This window comes from Paenibacillus sp. GD4 (assembly GCF_030846225.1).
GTDB lineage: Bacteria > Bacillota > Bacilli > Paenibacillales > NBRC-103111 > Paenibacillus_G > Paenibacillus_G silviterrae.
In genome coordinates this window covers 657,807-679,428 of the sequence record NZ_JAVCYK010000001.1, presented here as the reverse complement: position 1 = coordinate 679,428, position 21,622 = coordinate 657,807, and the positions used below count along the sequence as shown (strand labels likewise).

25 protein-coding genes are annotated in these 21,622 nt (G+C 53.3%); 22 read left to right on the top strand and 3 right to left on the bottom strand.

Annotated features, from left to right (window positions below; translation table 11 throughout):
- Positions 1 to 35 precede the first annotated feature (35 nt).
- Positions 36 to 1,376 (top strand): dihydrolipoamide acetyltransferase family protein, encoded by a 1,341-nt coding sequence (locus tag RAC89_RS03175; RefSeq protein ID WP_306611687.1) that lies wholly within the window; start codon positions 36 to 38, stop codon positions 1,374 to 1,376.
- A gap of 7 nt (positions 1,377 to 1,383) precedes the next feature.
- On the opposite strand, the gene prli42 is transcribed toward RAC89_RS03175, so the two are convergent.
- Positions 1,384 to 1,482 carry a stressosome-associated protein Prli42 gene (prli42, locus tag RAC89_RS03170; RefSeq protein ID WP_306611686.1) on the bottom strand — a complete coding sequence of 33 codons (99 nt, stop codon included), beginning with the start codon at positions 1,480 to 1,482 and terminating at the stop codon, positions 1,384 to 1,386.
- A 68-nt stretch (positions 1,483 to 1,550) separates the two neighbouring features.
- Between prli42 and RAC89_RS03165 the strand changes: the two genes are divergently transcribed.
- Entirely contained in the window at positions 1,551 to 2,684 is a 1,134-nt protein-coding gene (locus RAC89_RS03165) for a M20/M25/M40 family metallo-hydrolase (RefSeq protein ID WP_306611685.1), read from the top strand.
- Between the two features lie 73 nt (positions 2,685 to 2,757).
- Here RAC89_RS03165 and mciZ read toward each other — a convergent pair whose 3' ends face one another.
- On the bottom strand, positions 2,758 to 3,063 hold the full coding sequence (gene mciZ, locus RAC89_RS03160; protein WP_306611683.1) for a Z-ring formation inhibitor MciZ: 306 nt from the start codon (positions 3,061 to 3,063) through the stop codon (positions 2,758 to 2,760).
- A gap of 131 nt (positions 3,064 to 3,194) precedes the next feature.
- On the opposite strand from mciZ, the gene RAC89_RS03155 reads away from it, so the two are divergent.
- The 17 genes from RAC89_RS03155 (at position 3,195) to sigF (ending at position 18,353) form a co-directional block, all read left to right on the top strand.
- Entirely contained in the window at positions 3,195 to 3,755 is a 561-nt protein-coding gene (locus RAC89_RS03155; protein ID WP_306611682.1) for an NUDIX domain-containing protein, read from the top strand.
- Positions 3,755 to 4,930: an endonuclease Q family protein gene (locus RAC89_RS03150; RefSeq protein WP_306611680.1), complete on the top strand. Its 1,176-nt coding sequence runs from the start codon at positions 3,755 to 3,757 to the stop codon at positions 4,928 to 4,930. The genes RAC89_RS03155 and RAC89_RS03150 overlap by 1 nt, the downstream gene beginning before the upstream one ends.
- Before the next feature lie 114 nt (positions 4,931 to 5,044).
- Positions 5,045 to 5,689 carry a stage II sporulation protein M gene (gene spoIIM, locus RAC89_RS03145; RefSeq protein WP_284640380.1) on the top strand — a complete coding sequence of 215 codons (645 nt, stop codon included), beginning with the start codon at positions 5,045 to 5,047 and terminating at the stop codon, positions 5,687 to 5,689.
- Between the two features lie 139 nt (positions 5,690 to 5,828).
- On the top strand, positions 5,829 to 6,278 hold the full coding sequence (fur, locus tag RAC89_RS03140; RefSeq protein ID WP_284640378.1) for a ferric iron uptake transcriptional regulator: 450 nt from the start codon (positions 5,829 to 5,831) through the stop codon (positions 6,276 to 6,278).
- Positions 6,279 to 6,404: 126 nt separating this feature from the next.
- Complete coding sequence (gene ald / locus RAC89_RS03135; RefSeq protein ID WP_284640376.1) at positions 6,405 to 7,529, top strand: alanine dehydrogenase; 1,125 nt, start codon at positions 6,405 to 6,407, stop codon at positions 7,527 to 7,529.
- Between the two features lie 56 nt (positions 7,530 to 7,585).
- The gene (locus RAC89_RS03130; protein ID WP_284640374.1) at positions 7,586 to 7,825 is read left to right on the top strand and encodes a DUF4227 family protein; all 240 of its coding nucleotides are present in this window, start codon (positions 7,586 to 7,588) and stop codon (positions 7,823 to 7,825) included.
- 139 nt (positions 7,826 to 7,964) lie between these two features.
- On the top strand, positions 7,965 to 8,861 hold the full coding sequence (gene xerD, locus RAC89_RS03125; protein WP_306611678.1) for a site-specific tyrosine recombinase XerD: 897 nt from the start codon (positions 7,965 to 7,967) through the stop codon (positions 8,859 to 8,861).
- Positions 8,862 to 9,028: 167 nt separating this feature from the next.
- A complete protein-coding gene (gene deoB / locus RAC89_RS03120) occupies positions 9,029 to 10,207 on the top strand; it encodes a phosphopentomutase (protein ID WP_306611677.1) in 1,179 nt (392 codons plus the stop codon).
- Positions 10,208 to 10,233: 26 nt separating this feature from the next.
- Positions 10,234 to 11,061: a purine-nucleoside phosphorylase gene (locus tag RAC89_RS03115; protein WP_306611675.1), complete on the top strand. Its 828-nt coding sequence runs from the start codon at positions 10,234 to 10,236 to the stop codon at positions 11,059 to 11,061.
- 43 nt (positions 11,062 to 11,104) lie between these two features.
- A complete protein-coding gene (locus RAC89_RS03110) occupies positions 11,105 to 11,956 on the top strand; it encodes a purine-nucleoside phosphorylase (RefSeq protein ID WP_306611673.1) in 852 nt (283 codons plus the stop codon).
- Positions 11,957 to 12,388: 432 nt separating this feature from the next.
- Positions 12,389 to 12,772 carry a flagellar protein gene (locus RAC89_RS03105; protein WP_306616030.1) on the top strand — a complete coding sequence of 128 codons (384 nt, stop codon included), beginning with the start codon at positions 12,389 to 12,391 and terminating at the stop codon, positions 12,770 to 12,772.
- A gap of 545 nt (positions 12,773 to 13,317) precedes the next feature.
- Entirely contained in the window at positions 13,318 to 13,695 is a 378-nt protein-coding gene (locus RAC89_RS03100) for a plastocyanin/azurin family copper-binding protein (RefSeq protein ID WP_284640366.1), read from the top strand.
- 122 nt (positions 13,696 to 13,817) lie between these two features.
- The gene (locus tag RAC89_RS03095) at positions 13,818 to 15,149 is read left to right on the top strand and encodes a pyrimidine-nucleoside phosphorylase (RefSeq protein ID WP_306611671.1); all 1,332 of its coding nucleotides are present in this window, start codon (positions 13,818 to 13,820) and stop codon (positions 15,147 to 15,149) included.
- A 151-nt stretch (positions 15,150 to 15,300) separates the two neighbouring features.
- Positions 15,301 to 16,482, top strand: coding sequence for a D-alanyl-D-alanine carboxypeptidase family protein (locus RAC89_RS03090; protein ID WP_306611670.1), 1,182 nt, complete (start codon positions 15,301 to 15,303; stop codon positions 16,480 to 16,482).
- 228 nt (positions 16,483 to 16,710) lie between these two features.
- Positions 16,711 to 17,064 carry an anti-sigma F factor antagonist gene (gene spoIIAA, locus RAC89_RS03085; RefSeq protein ID WP_284640360.1) on the top strand — a complete coding sequence of 118 codons (354 nt, stop codon included), beginning with the start codon at positions 16,711 to 16,713 and terminating at the stop codon, positions 17,062 to 17,064.
- Entirely contained in the window at positions 17,061 to 17,507 is a 447-nt protein-coding gene (spoIIAB, locus tag RAC89_RS03080) for an anti-sigma F factor (RefSeq protein ID WP_284640358.1), read from the top strand. The genes spoIIAA and spoIIAB overlap by 4 nt, the downstream gene beginning before the upstream one ends.
- A gap of 90 nt (positions 17,508 to 17,597) precedes the next feature.
- Positions 17,598 to 18,353, top strand: a complete 756-nt coding sequence (gene sigF / locus RAC89_RS03075) for an RNA polymerase sporulation sigma factor SigF (protein ID WP_284640356.1) — start codon at positions 17,598 to 17,600, stop codon at positions 18,351 to 18,353.
- A gap of 43 nt (positions 18,354 to 18,396) precedes the next feature.
- Here the strand turns inward: sigF and RAC89_RS03070 are convergent, their stop codons facing one another.
- Positions 18,397 to 18,615: a DUF378 domain-containing protein gene (locus tag RAC89_RS03070; protein WP_284640354.1), complete on the bottom strand. Its 219-nt coding sequence runs from the start codon at positions 18,613 to 18,615 to the stop codon at positions 18,397 to 18,399.
- Positions 18,616 to 18,785: 170 nt separating this feature from the next.
- On the opposite strand from RAC89_RS03070, the gene RAC89_RS03065 reads away from it, so the two are divergent.
- From RAC89_RS03065 to RAC89_RS03055, 3 genes are read left to right on the top strand one after another with little or no spacing between them, the layout of a single operon-like run.
- Entirely contained in the window at positions 18,786 to 19,418 is a 633-nt protein-coding gene (locus RAC89_RS03065) for a stage V sporulation protein AA (protein ID WP_306611668.1), read from the top strand.
- 5 nt (positions 19,419 to 19,423) lie between these two features.
- The gene (locus RAC89_RS03060; RefSeq protein WP_284644898.1) at positions 19,424 to 19,846 is read left to right on the top strand and encodes a stage V sporulation protein AB; all 423 of its coding nucleotides are present in this window, start codon (positions 19,424 to 19,426) and stop codon (positions 19,844 to 19,846) included.
- A 42-nt stretch (positions 19,847 to 19,888) separates the two neighbouring features.
- Positions 19,889 to 21,577, top strand: a complete 1,689-nt coding sequence (locus RAC89_RS03055; RefSeq protein WP_306611667.1) for a spore germination protein — start codon at positions 19,889 to 19,891, stop codon at positions 21,575 to 21,577.
- Positions 21,578 to 21,622: the final 45 nt, after the last annotated feature.

Here is a 21,622-nt window from a genome sequence, read left to right as displayed (position 1 = left end):
GAGCCTCGGCTTCGCCTAGCTTGGAGGGGAAGGTAATGAGTAAAGGGACTGCGGTAAACGTACCGCACTTGGCGGAAAGCCTCGTGTCGGCAACCATCGGGAAATGGTTGAAGCAGCCTGGCGATTATATTGAACAATACGATGTGTTATGTGAATTGATAACGGACAAGGTAACCGTGGAGATGCCTTCGCCGATTGAAGGAACATTAATCGAGCTATTAGTGAAAGATGGGGATACGGCGGCGGTCGGCGCTCCCATCTGCCTTATTGCGGAGCCGCAAGCGGCGGGAGCCTCCAACGCGGCTGCAGCAGCGATTTCGCCTGCGTCAGGCGCGGTAGAGGCAGTAGGCAACAGCGGGGGCATGCGCGGGCGATATTCGCCGGCCGTGCTGCGGCTGGCTTCGGAGCATGGGATCTCGCTTGATCAAGTTCAGGGAACCGGCTTTGAGGGCAGAATTACCCGTAAGGACGTAGAGGCCTACGTTGCCTCCGGACCGGCGAAGCAGCCAGCCGGCGTCTCCGTAGAGGCTGTGAACACAGCGGCCGCGGAAGCGGCGGCGGACGCAGGTGTGTTTATTCCGAATACGCCGCCTGTACCGGTCCGCTCCACAGGACTGCATATGTCGCAAACTCCGGCGGTGCCGAATGTGGAGAAAACGGGGCAGCCTCTCGAGGGCCGAGGCGAGTATTTGATGGACGTATCGCCGATCCGCAATCTGATTGCCACTCGCATGCGCCAGAGCGTATCCGAGATTCCGCATGCATGGACCATGATCGAGGTCGATGTAACGAATCTCGTTATGCTGCGAAACAAGCTGAAAGACGAGTTTTTGCGGAAGGAAGGCATCAACCTGACCTATCTCGCCTTCGTCATTAAAGCGGTCGTTAATGCGATTAAGGACTATCCGATCATTAACTCCGTCTGGGCCGTCGATAAAATTATCGTCAAACGCGATATCAACATATCGCTCGTTGTCGGTACCGAGGATTCGGTCGTTACGCCCGTTATCAAAAAGGCCGACCAAAAAAACATTGCCGGTTTGGCCCGGGAAATCGACGATTTAACCCGAAGAGGCCGTGCCGGCAAGCTGACGCTGGAGGATATGCAAGGCGGAACGTTTACGGTGAACAATACGGGCTCGTTCGGCTCGATCCTCTCGTATCCGATTATTAATTATCCGCAGGCGGTTAACTTCACGTTCGAGTCGATTGTAAAACGACCGGTTGTGATTCAAGACATGATCGCGGTGCGATCCATGGTCAACCTGTGCTTGTCCCTCGATCACCGGATCCTGGACGGCGTCATCTGCGGCCGATTCCTGCAGCGGGTGAAGGAGAATCTTGAGGCATACAATCAAGAGACGAAGCTATACTAGAGTGAGCTTACAAAAATAAGTTCAGAGTAAAGGCCAGAGTGGACAAAAGCATAGAAGCAATCATGACATAAATGACAACCTTGAACATCAGTTTGTTGCGACGCATCAATTTCAACTCCTCTTCATGGGAATACTATATGATATTTTAACCTACAGTTGCATTGGAGGAAAGACATGATTCAGCAAAATCGATTGGTAGCGGAATTTGTGGAATTGGTGCAAATCGACAGCGAGACGACGAAGGAGCAGGAAATCAGCCGTATTCTGAAAGAAAAGTTTACCTCCTTAGGGCTTACCGTGCAAGAGGATGATTCGTCGGAGAGAACGGGCCACGGCTCGAACAATCTGTTCTTCACGCTGCCTGCGACGGAGGGCGTTTCTGTACCGAAGCTGTTTTTCACCTCGCACATGGACACCGTTACGCCAGGCGCCGGCATTAAGCCCCAGATCGGGGACGACGGTTATATCCGCAGTGACGGCACCACCATCCTGGGTGCGGATGATAAAGCGGGCATCGCCGCCATGCTGGAAGCGATCCGCGTGCTGAAGGAAAACAACCTGCCGCACGGACAAATTCAGTTCGTAATCACAGCGGGAGAAGAAGCCGGGCTTAAGGGCTCCAGAGCGATGGACCCGAAGTGGATGGACGCCGATTTCGGCTACGCGCTTGACTCGAACGGAGACATCGGTGACATTGCCGTAGCGGCACCGACCCAAGCGAAAATCCATATTACCTTCTGGGGCCGTTCGGCCCACGCGGGAGTGAATCCCGAGGCGGGGATCAGTGCCATTACCGTCGCTAGTCGAGCCGTGTCCAAGATGCCTCTGGGCCGTGTGGACAACGAAACGACGGCGAATATCGGCCGCTTCGCGGGCGGAGTCGAGGGCGCTACGAACATCGTAGTCGATCGAGTTACGCTGGAGGCGGAAGCCCGATCCATCGTGAACGAGAAGATGTATGCGCAGGTGGAAGCCATGAAACAGGCGTGCGAGCAGACGGCTGCAGACGCCGGAGCGAAGGTGGAGTTTAAGAGCGAGGTCATTTACCCGGCTTATATGTACGATGAAACGGCCCCTGTCGTTAAGCTTGCCATGCAAGCTTTGGAGAAGGCGGGCTGCACACCTCGCACCTTCCATTCCGGAGGCGGCAGCGACGCGAATATGTTCAATGGCTTCGGCATCCCGACCGTCAACCTGGCGATTGGGTATATCGATATTCATACGACGCAGGAGCGGATCAAAATCAGCGATATGGTGAAATCGACCGAAGTGGTCCTCTCGATCGTGCAGCAGGTTGCACAAGGCTAATCCATTAAAATAACATAGAACGCCGGTCTCTCGCGTTGATGCGGAGGCCGGCGTTTTGTTTGCGTGAAAAGGGCTACTTGCGCTGGAAAGGGAGTACGCGGCCGGCAGATTGCTTGACAGGCAAGGCGGGACGGGAGCCTCGAGCCGGGAATTCGAGCACATTCCCCTTATCGAAAACCGGAAGCGGTCTTAAGGCAGGGAGAGCCTGCGCACCGATCGGAGGCCGGCTATTTCCCTGCTGATAGCCGATTTGCTCATGGAGAAAATCGGTCAGCAGCATGTCTCCCTCCAGACGCTGCAGCGCCATCTGTAAATAGCGCCGAATCTCCCATGCTTTTCCTACCAAACGAACTTGATTCACTGCTGTATATGATTTCATCGATATCATCCTCCGATAATTGATAGTTTGCTAGATTGGATTTGTTACACTTTATGCGGCAGCGAGACGGATTATGCTATAATCATTTGGTGTACGAAAAAAGAAGGTTTCATAGAGAGGGGAAATCATCGATGTCTTCCATGATCCCAAAGAAGTTCGAAGAAGTGACGATCAGCACCGAGCCCATATTTCAGGGGAAAATCATTTCCCTTCAGGTAGATACCGTACAGCTTCCGAACGGAGGCACAGCTACAAGAGAAATCGTGAAGCATCCCGGAGCCGTGGCTGTGATCGCTCTAGTAGAGGATCGCATGATCGTGGTAGAGCAGTATCGCAAGCCGCTGGAGAAAAGCCAGGTTGAGATCCCGGCCGGCAAGCTCGATGCGGGAGAGGATCCGATAGAAGCAGCCAAGAGGGAGCTGGAGGAGGAGACCGGCTACCGGGCAGGCTCCATCCGCCATGTCAGCTCGTTCTATACGTCCCCCGGCTTCGCTGACGAGATTCTCCATCTTTACCTTGCCGAGGATCTGCAGGCGGGACAGGTGAATCCGGATGAGGACGAGTTCTTGGAGTGTGAGATGATCACACTTGAGCAAGCACAGCAATATATCAGGGAGCAGCGCATCAGCGATGCCAAGACGATCATGGCGGTATATGCATGGCAGCTGTATAAGCTGACGGGAACGATCTGATGATGAACCGATATTACGCAGACCTGCACATACACATTGGACGCACCGAGACAGGACTGGCGGTAAAAATCAGCGCAGCGAGCAATCTCACCTTTTATAACATCGCTAGAGAAGCGGCGGACCGGAAAGGGATGGATATCGTAGGAATCATCGACTGCCATTCGCCGGGTGTACAGGAGGAAATGCTCCATTATCTCGACAAGGGAGAAATGGAGGAGCTGGAGGGCGGAGGAGTCCGCTACCATCAGTCGACGATCATTCTAGGCTGCGAGATCGAAGTTCGGGACCCGGGAATGGGAACCGCGCATTTGAACGCGTATTTTCCTTCTCTTGCCGATATGCAGTCCTTCACCGATTGGCTGCGCAAGCATATGAAAAATGTTCAGCTTAGCTCACAGAGAATTTATGTCCCTGCAAGAGAGCTTCAGCAGGAAGTCATCGACCGGGGCGGCATCATGATTCCGGCGCATATTTTCACTCCGCACAAAAGCGTTTATGGGAGCTGCTCGACCCGAATGGAGCATCTTCTGGACCTCGACCGGATCGCGGCAGTGGAGCTTGGCCTAAGCGCCGACTCGGAAATGGCCGGTTATGTAAGCGAGCTTGATCGGTACACGTTTCTAACGAACTCCGACGCCCATTCGCTTCCTAAGATCGGCCGGGAGTACAATCTTCTCCAATTGGCGGCACCGACCTTCACCGAGCTGCGCAAAGCATTGGCAAGAGAAGAAGGCCGGGGCGTGATGGCCAATTATGGGCTGAATCCGCGTCTAGGCAAATATCATCGGACATACTGCGACGGCTGCGGCTCCATTCTCGACGAATCGGAGACGGCCGTGGAGCGGTGTCTGTACTGCGGCAGCACGAAAATCGTACGGGGCGTGATGGATCGAATTCTCAGCATCGCCGACCGGAATGAGCCTTTCGTGCCGGATTACCGTCCGCCATATCATTATCAAGTGCCGCTGGAATACATTCCCGGCCTTGGCAAGAAGACGTTCGAGAAGCTGCTGAGCCGCTTCGGCACGGAAATGAACCTGCTGCACAGCGCCTCTTATGAAGCCTTGGAGGAGGCGGCAGGCGAATCCATAGCCCGCTATATCTTGTCGGCCAGGGAAGGCACGCTTCAGTTGGAAACGGGCGGCGGCGGCCGCTACGGCAAGGTGAAAGCTTAATCCGATCCTCAGCCTTACCACGGTGCTATTTGCCGGGGGTGAGGCTTTTTTTTCGTCATACAACGGGACAGCCTCTCATATGGTGTAGTAATCGGACAAGGGGGGCTTGGCAGCATGATGCGTAATGGAGCGCTGCAGCGCTACTGGAAGGAGCATATGTCGTTCTATTTATTTGTCGGTGTGATCTTCGTAACGGGCGTCGTGTTCGGTGCCGTGATGGTTCATGCCCTGTCTCTTGAGCAAAAACAAGAAATTATGAGATATTTAAGCAATTTCTTCACGAATGTGGAGCAGGGTAGCATCGGGACGGATGTCAGAGCATCGTTCCAGGATACCTTCGCCATGCATATCAAATGGATTCTCATCATCTGGGTTCTGGGCATGTCGGTGATCGGGCTTCCGTTGATTCTGATTTTGGATTTCTTGAAAGGAGTGCTCGTCGGGTTCACCGTATCCTACCTGGTGGGACAGTTATCCTGGACAGGCCTGCTGTTTGCGCTTGTATCCGTCGTGCCTCCGAACCTGATCATTATCCCGGCGCTGCTCATTTGCAGTGTGACGGCCATTGCTTTCTCCATCTATATGGTCAAAAGCAGATTCATTGCACGCCAAGGGAAAGTTTATGAGCCCTTTATGCGATTCTCGGGGACCATTCTTGCTTCCGGGGTGCTGCTTTGCGGGGTTGCTTACTTCGAAGCGAAGGTGTCGCCGTTGATGATGAAATGGGTAACGCCGATGCTGATGAGCCTGGCAGGCTGATGCACGCTTAGGAAAACTGATTGACTTTCCCGTCCCCCTCCACCTATAATGTAAGCAAGGTATGCTGGCACTCACGGGTTGTTAGTGCCATTCGTGCCGCCTGCTCGATAGTAACGTAAGCACCCGGAGGGAGAGGGGCATGGAATCTCGCATTGAAAAGATTAAACAGCAGCTGCAATCGCAAGGCTATAAGCTGACGCCACAGCGGGAGGCTACCGTCCGGGTTCTCCTCGAGAACGAGGAAGATCACCTCAGCGCAGAGGATGTCTTTATGCTGGTGAAGGATAAGGCACCTGAGATCGGACTTGCCACCGTATATCGAACGCTCGAATTGCTAAGTGAGCTGCATGTGCTGGAGAAGATGAATTTCGGCGACGGCGTAGCGCGCTACGACCTTCGCAATGACAGCAATCATCACCACCATCATCATTTAATTTGTGTACAATGCGGCGCAGTGGATGAGATTATGGAAGACTGGCTCGGTCCGCTGGAGGAACGCCTGGAACGTGAATTCGGATTTAAGGTGCTGGATCACCGGTTAGACTTCCAGGGCATCTGCCATCGCTGCAGCGATAAACATAAAGCTTAAACCGGAAACCTTCGACTTGGGACTTGCTCCATAAGCCAGAAGGTTTTTTTGCTATTCGGAAATAGATTCGGGGAAAGTTGGCAAAAATGAAACAACGGATATATGCCTAAGGAGGAAACTGCCATTATGATTATCGGAGTGCCGAAGGAAATCAAGAACAACGAAAACCGGGTAGCCTTGACCCCGGGGGGAACGGCCATGCTGACAGCGGATGGCCACACCGTAGTGATCGAGGCGGGAGCGGGAGCGGGCAGCGGCTTTTCGGACGGGGACTATGCACGTGAAGGGGCGACCATTCTGCAGGAAGCCTCGGAGGTATGGGGACAGGCGGATATGATCATGAAGGTAAAGGAGCCGCTGCCTGCGGAATACGGATATTTCCGGGAAGGTTTAACGTTGTTTACGTACCTTCATCTTGCGGCGGAGCCCAAGCTGACGGAAGCTCTAGTCAAGAGCAGGGTAACCGGAATCGCCTACGAGACGATTCAAATGCCGAACGGAAGCCTCCCGCTGCTAACACCGATGAGCGAGGTAGCCGGGCGTATGTCGGTGCAGGTCGGCGCCCAATTTCTCGAGAAGTTTTACGGAGGGAGGGGAATTCTTCTGGGAGGCGTACCCGGCGTACCGCCTGCGGACGTCATTATCCTCGGAGGGGGCATCGTAGGTACGAATGCGGCGAAGATGGCGTTCGGGCTCGGAGCCAACGTGGTCGTGATCGAACGGAATGCGGAGCGCATCCGTTATTTGGATGATGTCTTCTACGGACGGGTTCATACCCTGATGTCCAATCCCTACAACATTGCCCAAGCGGTACAAAAGGCGGACCTCCTGATCGGAGCCGTACTGATTCCCGGGGCTAAGGCGCCGAAGCTGGTCACCGAGGAAATGGTGAAGACGATGAAGCCGGGTGCCGTCATCGTTGACGTTGCCGTGGATCAGGGGGGCTCGATCGCCACGGTCGACAAGGTAACGACTCACAGTGAGCCGACTTACGTCAAGTTCGGTGTGATCCACTATGCTGTAGCGAATATGCCCGGCGCCGTGCCGAGGACGTCCACGCTCGCCTTGACGAATGTGACGATCTCCTACGCGCAGGAGCTGGCTAATAAAGGCGTAACACGGGCGCTATACAGCAATCCTTCCTTGCGTCTTGGCGTCAATACGTATCAAGGGCACGTTACGTATCCCGCGGTGGCGGAAGCCGTGGGAATGCCTTACACGGGACTAGACTCTTTACTTCCCATCAGCTAATCATATTTGTCCCGATCGGATCATAGTCTACTCTTAGGAACAGGAGGGTACAGGCTATGATCTTTCATTTACGCAAATGGATGAATCGATTGCGCTTTGCCATTGTGTTTGCTGCGTTTACCTTCGTGATATATCACATCCTGGTGCTCGTGACGAATTGGATCGAGCCGACTCAGAAATACCGGGAGCCGCTCGGGCGTGCCGTCAAGGTATTTCATCCGGAGGATCACATCTCCTTCCAGCAAAGCACAAGTATGCGTGAGCGGTTGAAATTATTTTATTGGATCGGGGAATGAAGAAGCTTGCTTGTCCTAGCAGGAAAATGCGTGTTCGTGTTGAATTGTAGTAAATAGTTAACATTGACTCGCTGGGATCAGGTCGAAGCACGGACGATGGCGAGCACGGTGCCGCATACGTAAAGGGGAACAGCCAAGCATGAAGAACGAATTACAAACCTTTATACACTACTTATCCGTCGAACGGGGTCTGGCGCAAAACACACTCTTCTCCTATGAACGGGATATTACACAATATTTGAATTTTCTGGAGAAGGCGGGTATCACTTCCCTTAAGGAATCGACCAAGGTTCATATTTCCAACTATCTGATGAAGCTGAAGCAGCTTGGTCGTGCCTCGGCTACATTATCAAGAAGCATGGTTTCGATTCGCGCCTTCTATCAGTTTCTCGTTCGGGAGCGAATGCTGGACCACGATCCGTCGCTGCACATGGAGACGCCGAAGCTGGAGAAGCGGCTGCCGAAGGTGCTGACGGTGCAGGAGGTCGAGACGCTGCTGGAGGCACCCCAAACGACCTCGCCGAACGGAATGCGGGATAAGGCGATGCTGGAGCTGCTTTACGCGACAGGCATTCGGGTGTCGGAGCTGATCTCGCTTGATTTGCAGAGTGTGAATCTGGGAATGGGCTTCATCCGGTGCATCGGCAAAGGCTCGAAAGAACGGATCGTACCGATCGGCCGGATGGCAAGCCACTTTTTGACCGCCTATATCGAAACCATGCGTCCGAAGCTGCTGAAGCAGTCCAAGACGGAGGAAGCCTTGTTCATTAACCACTTGGGTACGCGAATTACGCGCCAGGGCTTCTGGAAGATCATTAAGCGTTATGCCATGGAAGCGAATATTCTGAAGGAAATTACCCCGCACACGCTGCGGCATTCCTTCGCGACTCACTTGCTGGAAAACGGAGCGGATTTAAGGGCTGTTCAGGAGATGCTGGGCCATGCGGACATTTCGACGACCCAGATTTATACCCATGTGACGCGCTCCAAGATGAAGGAAGTGTATGACCGTACCCATCCCCGTGCCAAAATGTGACCCGAAACCGTTCAGCGACCGGCTGTGCGGTTTTTTGTTTGGGCGTTTTTGCAAAGGCGGAGGCGTTTTGCGATAATAAGATAAGCTTCCGTCGAATACGAGGGAGCAGGGTTGGAAGCAATGCTACTACATGAATCGGTTTGTATAGATCTTTAGGGAGGTGCCGCATGAAATTTAAACGCATAGGTGTCATTGTACTGGATAGTGTAGGCATCGGAGAGCTGCCGGATGCGGAGCGGTTCGGCGATGCCGGCTCTCATACGTTGGGTCATATCGCCGAAACCATTTCGACGTTGTCACTCCCTAATCTGCAAAGGTTAGGCCTCGGCAACATCGCGGCTCTGCAGCGGGTGGAAGCGGTGGAGAGTCCTTTGGCTTACTACGGCAAGATGGCCGAGGTATCGGTCGGGAAGGATACGATGACAGGACATTGGGAAATTATGGGTCTCAAAGTCACCGTCCCTTTCAACGTATTTCCCGAAGGGTTTCCGGCTGAGCTGATTTCCCGGTTTGAGCAGGAGACAGGAAGGAAGGTCATCGGCAATAAGCCGGCCTCGGGTACGGAGATTCTGGATGAACTCGGTGAAGAGCAAATGAAGACCGGTGCTTGGATCGTCTATACCTCAGCGGACAGTGTGTTCCAGCTTGCCGCCCATGAGGAAATTATCCCGCTGGAGGAGCTTTATCGTGCTTGTGAAATCGCGCGCCGCTTAACGCTAGTGGAGCCTTATGTAGTAGGCCGAGTCATCGCAAGGCCTTATATCGGGCAGCCGGGCGCCTTCAAGAGAACGCCGAATCGTCACGATTATGCGGTGAAGCCTCCGGCGCCTACCGTTATGAATCAGCTGAAGGAGGCCGGCAAGGACGTAATCGCCGTCGGGAAAATCAATGATATTTTCGATGGGGAAGGCGTAACGGCAGCATGGCCGACCAAAAGCAATCTCGACGGAATTCATAAGACGATCGAGCAGCTGAAGGGCAGGTTCGAAGGATTGCTGTTCACGAATCTCGTGGACTTTGATTCCTTATACGGACATCGGCGGGATCCGGAGGGGTACGCGAAGGCTCTAATGGAATTCGATGAATGGCTCCCAGCGATCATGGAACAGATCGGCGAAGACGATTTGCTCATCCTGACAGCCGACCACGGCAATGACCCGGTGCATCCGGGGACGGATCATACTCGGGAATATGTGCCCCTGCTCGTCTACAGTCCGAAGCTGCAGGCGAACAGCTCCCTAGGCATTCGTTCGACGTTCGCCGATGTAGGAGCGACCGTGGCGGAGAACTTCGGCGTTGCAGGTACCGGGAACGGCGTCAGCTTTTTGGCGGAGTTGAAATCATAGGTTGGAAAGAGGAGGGGAGCTTGCAAATGCAAACCAAAACATATCTTGAAAAAATCAGCGAAGCGGCAGCCTATATTCAAGGGTTATATCCGCATACGCCCGATATCGGCTTGATTCTCGGCTCGGGTCTCGGCGTCATTGCCGATCTGGTTGAAAATGCCGTCGTGGTCGAGTACGACCGGATTCCGCATTTTCCGGTGTCTACCGTAGAAGGACACGCAGGGGAGCTGCTGCTCGGTACGATTGCGGGCCGTCACGTGCTGCTCATGAAGGGCCGGTTCCATCAGTATGAAGGCTATGACGGAGACACCGTCTCGTTTCCTGTGCGGGTCATGAAGCAGCTCGGCGTCAGCAAGCTAATCGTGACCAATGCGGCCGGCGGTATCAACACCTCTTACGAAGTGGGCGACTTCATGCTGATTAAGGACCATATCAATTTTACATTCCGCAATCCGTTGATCGGTCCGAATTTCGCAGAGCTCGGCGTCCGTTTTCCGGATATGTCGGAGGCGTACAGCAAGCGGCTGAGCGTTACGGCGAGAGAGGTCGCCGAGAGCCAAGGCCTGACGCTTCAGGAAGGAGTTTACACCGGTCTGCTAGGTCCTACCTATGAGACGCCTGCCGAAATCCGCATGCTGCGCGCCCTGGGCGGCGACGCGGTAGGCATGTCGACGGTGCCCGAGGTGATTGTGGCAAGGCATGCAGGCATCGAGGTGCTGGGCTTCTCCTGTATCAGCAACATGGCTGCAGGGATATTGGATCAGCCCTTGTCCCACCAAGAGGTAATGGAAACGACCGAACGGGTTAAGCCGAAATTTTTAAAGCTCGTTCTTGGAATTATAGAGAAGCTGTGACGGTGGGATTCTCCAAAGCCAGTGTATACAAGGAGCGAATACGATGGAAAAAACATACATAGAGCAAATTAAGGAAGCCTCCGACTGGATTCGTCAGCGGACGCAAGGAAGAGAGCTGGCGATCGGGATGGTGCTAGGCTCCGGTCTCGGCGATTTGGCGGAGCAGGTTGAGAACCCCGTCGTCATTTCTTATGATGAAGTGCCTCACTTCCCGGTGTCCACGGTGGAAGGACATGCCGGACAGTTTGTGATTGGAGCTCTCGGCGGCAAGCAGGTCATCGTCATGCAGGGCCGATTCCATTATTATGAGGGCTATTCTATGAAGAAGGTCGTCTTCCCGATCTATGTGATGAAGCAGCTCGGCGTACAGGCGCTTGTCATCACCAATGCGGCCGGGGGGATGAACCGTACATTCAAGGCAGGAGACTTGATGCTGATCTCCGATCATCTCAATATGACGGGAGATAACCCGCTAATCGGGCCCAATCACCCTGAGCTGGGCGTACGCTTCCCGGATATGTCCGAAGCATATAACAGGGAGTTCCGTGCGGTTGCCAAAAGGATTGCTGAGCAAATGGGACAGGAACGCGGCGAGGCGATTCGCTTGCAGGAGGGAGTATACAGCGGGATTACCGGCCCGAACTACTTGCCTCCCGCAGAGCTCACCATGCTGGCGAAGCTGGGCGGAGATGCGGTAGGGATGTCCACGGTCGGAGAGGTGATCGCGGCGCGTCACGCCGGCTTGCGAGTGCTGGGTATATCCTGCATTACGGACATGGCGATCGGAGAGGAATTGGAGCCGCTGACCCACGAGCAGGTGGTGGCGGTAGCGAACCGGACGAAGCCGGTGTTTATCGAGCTGGTGAAACGTTTCGTCTCCGAAGTGAATTTGTAGTTCTTAGAAGGCTGATTTCTCCCGGACGGGTAACATGATCGGGGGAGACGGCCTTTTCTTTTTGGGAGTTATAATTTCCGGTCGGAAGGAATAGAAATAATTGGGGATATTTCCTTGTTATAGACATGGAAGGCAGAAGAAGAGGGAGCTGTGATCCTGGATCAAGCTCCCTTCTTTTCAAGTTTACTTCGACTTTTTAGAGCTTTTGTCCTCTGTGCGGGTGGTTGTGTTCTGGTTGCCATGACCCTGCTGTTTGTCTCCCATTCGATTCACCTCCGAGGTGCATACAATCTAAAAACGAATTTAGTATTTTCTGTGCCTATGTATCTATACTGGAAATAGGGTCCATGTTATAATTAGTCACAAAGAACTAATCCTATAGTCCCCTCGAATGTCGAGACATTTTAGGTGAGGGAGTGACCTCTATTGAGTATGCTGATGGTAGCCCACTGTCCGAAATGCGGCAAGGTGTATCAGAAAAATATAAGAAATATGTGCAAGGATTGCACCGCAGCGCATGACAACTTGTTGAATGCTTGCCACTCTTATTTGCGGGATCATCGTAAGGCTACCAATGAAGAGCTGATAGAGGCTACAGGAATTACGGAAGCGCAGCTTACCGCTTTTATCAAGGAGAGCCGTCTGCCGCTGTATAGTCATCCGAATTTGACTTATGCCTGCAGCTCTTGCGGAGGCCGTATTCGGCAGCACCAGCTTTGTGCCAATTGCCGTGCAAGAATTACGGAAGACATCCAACGAATGAACGAGAGAGAAGCCAAGCAGAGGGCTAACGTTTTTCATTATCGCGACCGGTAGAAGACATGAATGCACTTCTGCGAACGGTCATGCCGGCCGTCACGTGTCGGGCAAGGGACGCAAAAAGCTGCTATAGTGCAGAAATTGACGATCGCAAGTGAAGTACAGTAAGAGATTTGTGCGAATAGGCATCTTTGATCGAGTACGATGACTGAAAACAGGCAATTAGGTCTTGGAATGTTGTATAAACGCAGAAAACTTCTTGATATTGATATAGATCTTGGGGGGAAATTGTATTTTTGCAGAAATGTGCCATTGAAGAAGATTAGATCATGTATGCACCGAAAGTATGGATTAGTTACATAGAGATTTTATAAAGACCGGCCGTAATGGCCGGTTTTTCATTTTCGGCGAAGAGGCGGGACGGCGATTTTGTCGTTTTAGAAAATCTATGCTAAAATGTCCTAGGATGAAGCTGCCTCTGTGAACATTTTTGTCACAAAGTGTTCACGCGTTCGTCAACAAAAGGCATGTGTAAAGTTATTTTCATTATGTACAATAGGACTATACGTCCTTCAGGGTGAACAGTAAGGGGGGAAATACCAATGCAAAAGTGGCTTATGTTTACACTATTCATCGTTGCTTGTCTGCTCGGCACGGGCGTTCTGTTCCAGAACATTTCGGTACGCCAGCAGGAAGCGGCACACCAGGCTCAAGCAGGTCCTTCGCTGAAATTCGTAGCGTCGAACTACCAATTCGATAAGCCGGAATACACAGTGAAAGCCGGTGAGAAGATGACCGTTTCCCTGCAAAACAAGGAAGGTCTTCACGCCGTTGAAATCAAAGGCTTGAACGTGAAGCTCGACAACAACACCAAGTCGATGGAAGTGACCTTCGACAAGCCAGGCACGTACGAAGTGATTTGCGCGCTGCCGTGTGGTCCAGGCCATGCTCAAATGGTAACGAAGCTCATCGTGCAATAATAGAGCGAAGGAAAAGGGAAGTTCGAAGGCTGCGGCGAAGCTGCGGCAGACGGGCTTCCTTTTCTTTTTGCCGGGAGAGGCATATAATACGGGATATATCGGATAATCATGAGGTGATGGCCATGAGAACAGTGGATTTGATACATAAGAAACGGGACGGGCAAGAGCTGACGAAGTCGGAGATCGATTACCTCATTGAAGGGTATTCGACGGGAACGATACCGGATTACCAAATGGCGGCGTGGGCTATGGCCGTATACTTCCGAGGGATGACCTCAAGGGAGACGGCGGACCTCACGATGGCCATGGCACGCTCCGGAGAGCAGGCCGATCTTAGCTCCATTCCCGGGGTGAAGGTGGATAAGCACTCGACCGGCGGCGTAGGCGACACGACGACGCTGGTGCTGGCGCCGCTGGTGGCTGCGGCCGGAGTGCCTGTAGCGAAAATGTCGGGCCGCGGACTGGGACATACCGGCGGCACCATCGATAAGCTGGAGGCCATTCCCGGCTTTCAGGTGGAGCGGACGAAGGAGCAGTTTCTTTCCCAGGTCCGCGATATCGGCCTTGCGGTAGTAGGACAATCGGGCAACATGACGCCTGCGGATAAAAAGCTGTACGGCCTGCGCGATGTAACGGCTACGGTCGAATCGGTTCCGCTCATCGCGAGTTCCATCATGAGCAAGAAAATCGCTTCCGGCGCCGATGCGATCGTACTCGACGTGAAAACCGGCCGGGGTGCCTTCATGAAATCGCTTGACGCTTCGATCGAGCTGGCCCAGGCGATGGTTGCGATCGGTACCGAGGTCGGACGGGAGACGATCGCGCTCATCACGAACATGGATGAGCCGCTGGGACCGTCGATCGGTAATGCTCTGGAGGTACGCGAGGCAATCGATACGCTGAGCGGCCGGGGTCCGCGGGAGCTGACCGAGCTGTGCCTGGAGCTGGCTGCCCACATGGTGCAGCTGGGCGGCAAGGCCGGCACGTACACGGAAGCGCAGCAGCGAGTGCGCGAGCTGCTGGACAGAGGCGCAGCGCTCGCGAAGCTGCGCCAATTCATCGACGCGCAAGGCGGGGACGCGCGCGTCGTAGACGAGCCCGAACGCCTGCCGCAGGCGGCGTTCGTGATCCCCGTACCCGCAGCCGCAGGCGGGTACGTGGGGCGCATTGACGCCGAGGCGCTCGGCGTTACGGCGATGCTGCTCGGCGCCGGCCGAGCAACGAAGGAGGACCGCATTGACCTTGCGGTCGGAATTCGGCTGCTGAAACGGGTCGGGCAGCCGGTCGCAGCGGGTGAGCCGGTGCTGGAGCTGCACCTGAACAGCAGCGATCCAAGTGCTGCCGAGCGCTTCGGACAGCAGGCGCTGCAGGCGATCACGCTGCAGGAGACGCCTCCGGCTGCGCAGCCGCTGCTGTACGCCGTGGTGACTAAGCACGGCGTCGAGCGAAAATAACTAAGCCTCTCCAGCCTTTCTTAGGAAAGGCTTTTTTTGTTTTTCCTAAATCCCTCGGTCTATGGAATATTTTCCACGGAAATCGTCAACAATGATTAGCAGTTTGATCATTACGAATGAAGCTGCGATTATCAGGAGGGGTAGAACAGGTATGTGGAACAGAGTATGGAAATGTGCGCTAGTTATCCAGTTGGTGCTGATGCTTGCCATTCCAGCCGCGCTCGCGGAGGAGAAGAAAGCGGAGCCGCAAGCGGTCGATTTGGCCCCGAACGCAACCTCCGCCGTTATTATTGACGCTGACACCGGAACCGTCATTTTCGAGAAGAACAAGGACGCGAAGCTGCCGCCTGCCAGTATCACCAAGATCATGACGATGCTGCTGATCATGGAGGCGCTCGATCAAGGCAAAATCAAGATGGACGAGAAGGTCCGCACCAGTGAATATGCCGCTTCGATGGGAGGCTCTCAGATTTTCCTGGAGCCCGGCGAGGAAATGACCGTTCACGATATGCTCAAGGGCATCGCGATGGCCTCGGGGAACGACGCTTCGGTGGCGATGGCTGAGAAGATCGGCGGCTCCGAGCAAGGCTTCGTTCAAATGATGAACGAGAAGGCGAAAGAGCTCGGCATGAAGAACACGCACTTCGTGAACACCAATGGGCTTCCGGCCGAAGGGCATGTATCCTCTGCGTATGATATCGCCATCATGTCTCAAGAGCTGCTGAAGCACGAGGAAATTACCCAGTTTACCGGACAATATCAGGATTATCTCCGCAAAGATACCGCCAAGCCGTTCTGGCTGGTGAATACGAATAAATTGGTTCGCTTCTACACAGGGGCAGACGGCCTGAAGACGGGGTACACCAGCGAAGCGAAATTTTGCTTGTCGGCCACGGCCAAGCGGGATCATTTCCGCGTCATTTCCGTCGTGATGGGCGAACCGGATACGAAGACGCGCAACGCCGAAGTAACCAAGCTGTTCGATTATGCTTTCTCCCAATATACGAACCATCCGATCTACAAGACAGGCGACGTGCTGGGAGATTTCGAGATCAGCAAGGGCGAGCAGCCGATGCTGCAGCTGACGGCAAAGCACCCTTACAGCATTTTGCTGAAAAAGGGTGATGCGGCAAGCGGCATCCGTCATGAGGTTCAAATCGATCCGGAGCTGAAAGCACCGATCCAGGTAGGACAAATCATTGGCAAGATCGTAGTGTACAAGGATGATCAAGTATTGAAGGAGTTCCCGATCGAATCGCCGGTTGATGTGCAGAAGGCCGGCTGGTGGACGCTCATGAAGCGGACGACGAAGAAGCTGTTCTTCTTAGATTAGCATCCTAGAATCCCCGTTGATGGCAAGGCTTCTAAAGCATCATCGGGGATTTTTGTATCCTTTTCTCCCTGCACAAGTTGTCGCTTTTCTTCTTTTTGTAGCACTTTTCTTCTAGTTTTGTCGGGGGGCAGGATTTGGAAATCCCGGCGTAGAAAGTAATGGGCACAAGGTTGACTGCGAAGGGCGGATCATCGCCGGTACCGCAGCAACGGGGAAGGAGTGAGCAGCTTGAGTCTGCAGATAGAACTGGAACATTACCGAAGAGCACTGATTGTACGGCTGAAAGGTGAGCTTGATCATCATACCGCCGAAACCGTCAAGCAGCGGATGGAGGAAGCGATGCTGCGCAGCGATTGCACCCACATCGTCCTTAGTCTGAAGCATCTGTCATTCATGGATAGCTCCGGTCTTGGGGTCATTCTTGGACGTTATAAGCAAATTACCGCCAAAGGCGGGAAAATGGTCGTATGCGATGTAAACCCTTCCGTATATCGATTGTTCGAGATGTCAGGGTTGTTTAAAATTTTGTCCATCCAGGATAACGAAAGACAAGCGTTAACCAGTTTGGAGGTCGTATCATGAGTGAGCGGAATTTTATGACTCTGCAATTCGCGAGCCGTTCGGAGAATGAATCGTTCGCCCGTGTAACCGTTGCCGCATTCGTTTCGCAGCTTGACCCTACGATGGATGAGCTGACCGATATTAAAACGGTCGTATCCGAGGCCGTGACCAACTCGATTATTCATGCTTACGACAACCGTCCTGACGGGATCGTGACCATCTCGGCCGAAATCGAGCATGATACGGTATACATTACCGTGGAAGATCAAGGCTTGGGCATTGAGGACCTGGAGCAGGCCAAGCAGCCGCTCTACACGTCGAAGCCGGAGCTGGAGCGTTCGGGCATGGGCTTCACCATCATGGAAAATTTTATGGATGAGGTGGAGGTCACCACGGCACCCGGCGTTGGGACCAGAATCAAGATGAAGAAGCGAATCGAATCGAAAAAAGCTTTGTTTAACTAGAGGGCAATGTCGCATGGAAAACCGAGAAGGATGGGTAACGAAGCGGGATTGCCATCCTGAGAAATCCGATCAGGAATGGGGTCTGTTGCTATGGACGTAGACTTAAAGCATGCCTCACACAGCTATTTGGACGACACCGAGGTCAAGCGTTTGATTGCACTGAGCCAATCCGGGGATGCGCTGGCCCGGGAGCGGCTGGTGAACTCCAACATACGCCTCGTCTGGTCCGTTGTACAGCGCTTTTTGAACCGGGGCTACGAGGCGGAGGATTTGTTCCAGATCGGCTGTATCGGCTTGCTCAAATCCGTGGATAAGTTCGACCTTTCGTACGATGTCAAGTTCTCGACCTACGCCGTGCCGATGATTATCGGGGAAATTCAGCGATTCCTGCGCGATGACGGGACCCTTAAGGTCAGCCGTTCCCTGAAAGAGACGGCGAACAAAATACGGAAGACGAAGGATGAGCTTTCCAAAAGATTGGGCCGTTTGCCGACGATTAAAGAAGTGGCGGAGGAGCTGCAGATTACTCCCGAGGACGTCGTTTTTGCGCAGGAAGCCAACAAGCCGCTGTCTTCCATACATGAGACGGTCTTTGAGAATGACGGGGATCCCATTACGCTGATGGATCAAATCTCCGACGACTCCCAAGACCGCTGGTTTGAGAAGCTGGCGCTGAACGAAGCGATCGGTGCGCTGAGCGAGAGGGAGCGGCTGATTGTGTATCTCCGTTATTTCCGGGATCAGACGCAATCGGAGGTAGCCAATCGGTTAGGCATATCGCAGGTGCAGGTTTCACGTTTGGAGAAAAAAATATTGCAATCGATAAAAGACCAGATAGCTCAATAAGCTGTCTGGTCTTTTTTTCGTGCGGAAAGACTCCGGTATTTCATTAAACGTTCGTACGACGTCGATCTGTATCTACTGCCAGGAAACGGGTGCTGATCAAGCCGGCAATTCCGACCAAAGTATAAACGATTCGGCTGAGTCCCGAGGATTCGCGGTGGGAATCACCGCCAAGCAAGGCAGCGACCAAATCCCATTCGAACAACCCGACGAGAAGCCAATTGAGGGCACCGATGATTGTCAAGATCAATGCTGCTTTAGCCATGAGTGTCACCTTCCATCGTTTGGTTTATGTTGTGCTTGTCCTTACTATTCCATGGGAAAGAGCCGTTTATGCAAAGGGAAAGTGAGAATTTTTTGGCAATCTCCTGCCGGTTTAGATTGCTGGATTGTCTTCCATACTACGGGTAAATGCAGGAAGGGAGTGACTTACCGTTGCAGACCGCTTCCAATCCTACGTTATACATTCGTCTGCGCAAAAAAATGCAAATTCGCCGCGGGGAGGTCATTCGCTTAGGGGATGTGGCCCAGCTTCTGGCTGAACCGGAGCAGGAAGCCCAGCTTAAGGACCTGGTGCTTTGCAGGCCGAAGCCGGAGGAAGGCAACCGCGTGCTTCTGGATATGATGCTGATTGTACAAAAGGTAAAGCAGGCGTTTCCGCATTTGCAAATCGAACATTTCGGAGAGCCGCATGTACTTGTTGAAGTGACGGAAACAGTGAAAAAGCCGAAGCTGATCATCATTGTACTCGTTTGGACCCTTCTTTTTGTCGGTTCGGGTCTGGCGATCATGAACTTTCATGCCGATGTCAGCATGGCCCATGTGCATCGCAGGATTTATGCGCTGCTCACCGGCAGAGAGGTGGAATATCCGCTGCTGCTGCAAATTCCGTACTCCTTCGGCATCGGCTTGGGGATGATTTTATTTTTCAACCATCTTTTCCAGAAAAAATTCAATGAAGAGCCAAGTCCCCTCGAGGTAGAGATGTATATGTACCAGGAGAGCGTGAATGATTATGTAATCAATGAAGAATATGCGAAGCTTCACGAGAAGAAGGAGTTGCCATGAATGCGATGGAGCTTTTGTCCGATCTGCTCGTGGTTTTTATAGGGCTGGCCGGAGGAATTGCCGTGGGAAGCGGGATGGTAGCTTTTCTGGTCGTCCTCGATATCATTCCGCGTCTGGTACAAATTACCGGCTCCTACAAGCACATCCGTCGTTATGAGGGAGCGGTGGTAGCCGGCTCGCTGTTTTTTACATTAACGGATTTTTTCCAGTGGTCGTACCGGTTTTTTCCGATGGCCGCCGCAGTGTTCGGCATATTCGCAGGAGCCTTTGTCGGGATGCTCGCCGCCGCGCTAACCGAGGTGATCAATGTGCTCCCCATTTTGGCCAAGAGGGTAGGGCTGCACGCTTACATGCTGTGGCTGCTCATGGCGATGATTTTGGGCAAGGTCTGCGGATCGCTGATCGATTGGCTGCACATTTTAAAATAGGACAGGTACCTAAGGACATAAAAGGAAAGGAAGGTTGTCAGCATGAGAATCATTCGGCGTGCGAAGCCGGTGAAAAGCTCCAAGGATAAGGAGCTGCCGAAGCTTGCGATCGACAAGGAAGGAAACATAGTAGGGCCAGTCACCGAAACGGGTCATGAAGCGCAAGCCGCTACGCAAGAGATCGAAGCCAAGCCGAAAAAAGAAGCTCAAGGCAGCAGCCCCGAATCTCGCTCGGACGAAATTTTAACGACACGGGAGCAGAAGCTGAAAGCGGAGGATGCAATTTATTCGGATTTCGCGATACTGAAGAGAGAATTAGAGGAGAAGGTCGGGCTGAACAAAAGCTTTGACGTCGTGTTCCGCGAAATGGTATTCGGCGGGCAGCGCACCGGAATTTTCTATTATAACGGATTCGCAAAGGACAACGTCTTGACCATGGTGCTGGAGCGCTTGTCCTACGCGAATCAGGAGATCAAGCATCACCACAATGTGCTTGCTTTGTTCGATCAGGCGCTCATTCCCCATGTTCAGGTGTCCCAAACAAGCAGCCTTAACGAGGCGATTGATTACGTCGCAATGGGCGGCACCGCACTGTTCTTCGAGGGGAAAACAGAGGCGCTCCTTGTGGATGCGAAAAATTTCCCTGTCCGTTCTACGGAGGAGCCGGATCTGGAGCGCGTCGTACGGGGATCCCGGGACGGCTTCGTGGAAACGCTCCTGACGAATGTTACCTTAGTCCGCCGGCGAATACGCGATCCCAGACTGAAGCTGGAAATGACCAAGGTTGGCGAACGGACCAAAACGAACGTATGTATCGCTTACATACAGGATGTATGCGATATGGAGCTGGTCAAGGCGGTCCGGAAAAAAATCGATGATATTAAGGTAGATGGGATCCCGCTTGCAGAGAAGCAGCTGGAGGAGGCCATCGTAGGGAAGAGCTGGAATCCGTATCCAATGGTTCGCTACACCGAGCGTCCGGACGTTTTGTCGGTACATCTGCTGGAGGGACACATCGCCGTGTTCGTCGATACGTCCCCATCCGTCATCATTTTGCCGACGTCCTTCTTCCATCATGTGCAGCATGCGGAGGAATATCGCCAAACCCCCATGGTCGGTACTTATTTGAGATGGGTGCGTTTTGCAGGTATTCTTATGTCGCTCTTCCTGCTGCCGTTATGGATGCTGATGGTGACATCTCCCGAGCTGAAGCCGGCTGGGCTTGAATTTCTAGGCCCGACCAAGGATGCGAAAATCCCGCTGTTAGGCCAGTTCCTGATTGCGGAGTTCGGTATTGACCTGATGCGGATGGCGGCTGTGCATACCCCCTCTCCGCTGGCAACCGCAATGGGGCTCGTAGCTGCCATTCTGATCGGAGATGTGGCCGTAGAGACCGGATTTTTCGTCAAAGAGGTGATCCTGTATTTGGCGGTTGCCGCGGTGGGCACGTTCGCGACACCAAGCTACGAGCTCAGCCTTGCAAACCGGCTGTATCGGCTGGGGCTGCTGGTGGCGACAGCCATATTTAAGGTTCCGGGGCTTGTCATCGGCTCAACGCTATGGGTGGTGCTGCTCACACTGCAGCGTTCCTATAATTCGCCGTATTTTTGGCCGTTTATCCCGTTTAATGCAAAAGCGCTGTTTGATATTGTCATCCGTCGCCCGTTTATGTCCGAGAAGACGAGACTTAGCTTAACAAAGCCTTACGATCGAACGCGGCAGCCGCAATAAACCTAACCGGTTTGGTGTTGTCATCTCCCGAGGCATATGGTACTT

Bases quoted from the DNA above. Each gene is read 5' to 3' on its own strand.
- RAC89_RS03175 (WP_306611687.1), top strand. From the start codon at position 36: ATGAGTAAAGGGACTGCGGTAAACGTACCGCACTTGGCGGAAAGCCTC.
- prli42 (WP_306611686.1), bottom strand. From the start codon at position 1,482: ATGCGTCGCAACAAACTGATGTTCAAGGTTGTCATTTATGTCATGATT.
- RAC89_RS03165 (WP_306611685.1), top strand. From the start codon at position 1,551: ATGATTCAGCAAAATCGATTGGTAGCGGAATTTGTGGAATTGGTGCAA.
- mciZ (WP_306611683.1), bottom strand. From the start codon at position 3,063: ATGAAATCATATACAGCAGTGAATCAAGTTCGTTTGGTAGGAAAAGCA.
- RAC89_RS03155 (WP_306611682.1), top strand. From the start codon at position 3,195: ATGTCTTCCATGATCCCAAAGAAGTTCGAAGAAGTGACGATCAGCACC.
- RAC89_RS03150 (WP_306611680.1), top strand. From the start codon at position 3,755: ATGATGAACCGATATTACGCAGACCTGCACATACACATTGGACGCACC.
- spoIIM (WP_284640380.1), top strand. From the start codon at position 5,045: ATGATGCGTAATGGAGCGCTGCAGCGCTACTGGAAGGAGCATATGTCG.
- fur (WP_284640378.1), top strand. From the start codon at position 5,829: ATGGAATCTCGCATTGAAAAGATTAAACAGCAGCTGCAATCGCAAGGC.
- ald (WP_284640376.1), top strand. From the start codon at position 6,405: ATGATTATCGGAGTGCCGAAGGAAATCAAGAACAACGAAAACCGGGTA.
- RAC89_RS03130 (WP_284640374.1), top strand. From the start codon at position 7,586: ATGATCTTTCATTTACGCAAATGGATGAATCGATTGCGCTTTGCCATT.
- xerD (WP_306611678.1), top strand. From the start codon at position 7,965: ATGAAGAACGAATTACAAACCTTTATACACTACTTATCCGTCGAACGG.
- deoB (WP_306611677.1), top strand. From the start codon at position 9,029: ATGAAATTTAAACGCATAGGTGTCATTGTACTGGATAGTGTAGGCATC.
- RAC89_RS03115 (WP_306611675.1), top strand. From the start codon at position 10,234: ATGCAAACCAAAACATATCTTGAAAAAATCAGCGAAGCGGCAGCCTAT.
- RAC89_RS03110 (WP_306611673.1), top strand. From the start codon at position 11,105: ATGGAAAAAACATACATAGAGCAAATTAAGGAAGCCTCCGACTGGATT.
- RAC89_RS03105 (WP_306616030.1), top strand. From the start codon at position 12,389: ATGCTGATGGTAGCCCACTGTCCGAAATGCGGCAAGGTGTATCAGAAA.
- RAC89_RS03100 (WP_284640366.1), top strand. From the start codon at position 13,318: ATGCAAAAGTGGCTTATGTTTACACTATTCATCGTTGCTTGTCTGCTC.
- RAC89_RS03095 (WP_306611671.1), top strand. From the start codon at position 13,818: ATGAGAACAGTGGATTTGATACATAAGAAACGGGACGGGCAAGAGCTG.
- RAC89_RS03090 (WP_306611670.1), top strand. From the start codon at position 15,301: ATGTGGAACAGAGTATGGAAATGTGCGCTAGTTATCCAGTTGGTGCTG.
- spoIIAB (WP_284640358.1), top strand. From the start codon at position 17,061: ATGAGTGAGCGGAATTTTATGACTCTGCAATTCGCGAGCCGTTCGGAG.
- sigF (WP_284640356.1), top strand. From the start codon at position 17,598: ATGGACGTAGACTTAAAGCATGCCTCACACAGCTATTTGGACGACACC.
- RAC89_RS03070 (WP_284640354.1), bottom strand. From the start codon at position 18,615: ATGGCTAAAGCAGCATTGATCTTGACAATCATCGGTGCCCTCAATTGG.
- RAC89_RS03060 (WP_284644898.1), top strand. From the start codon at position 19,424: ATGGAGCTTTTGTCCGATCTGCTCGTGGTTTTTATAGGGCTGGCCGGA.
- RAC89_RS03055 (WP_306611667.1), top strand. From the start codon at position 19,889: ATGAGAATCATTCGGCGTGCGAAGCCGGTGAAAAGCTCCAAGGATAAG.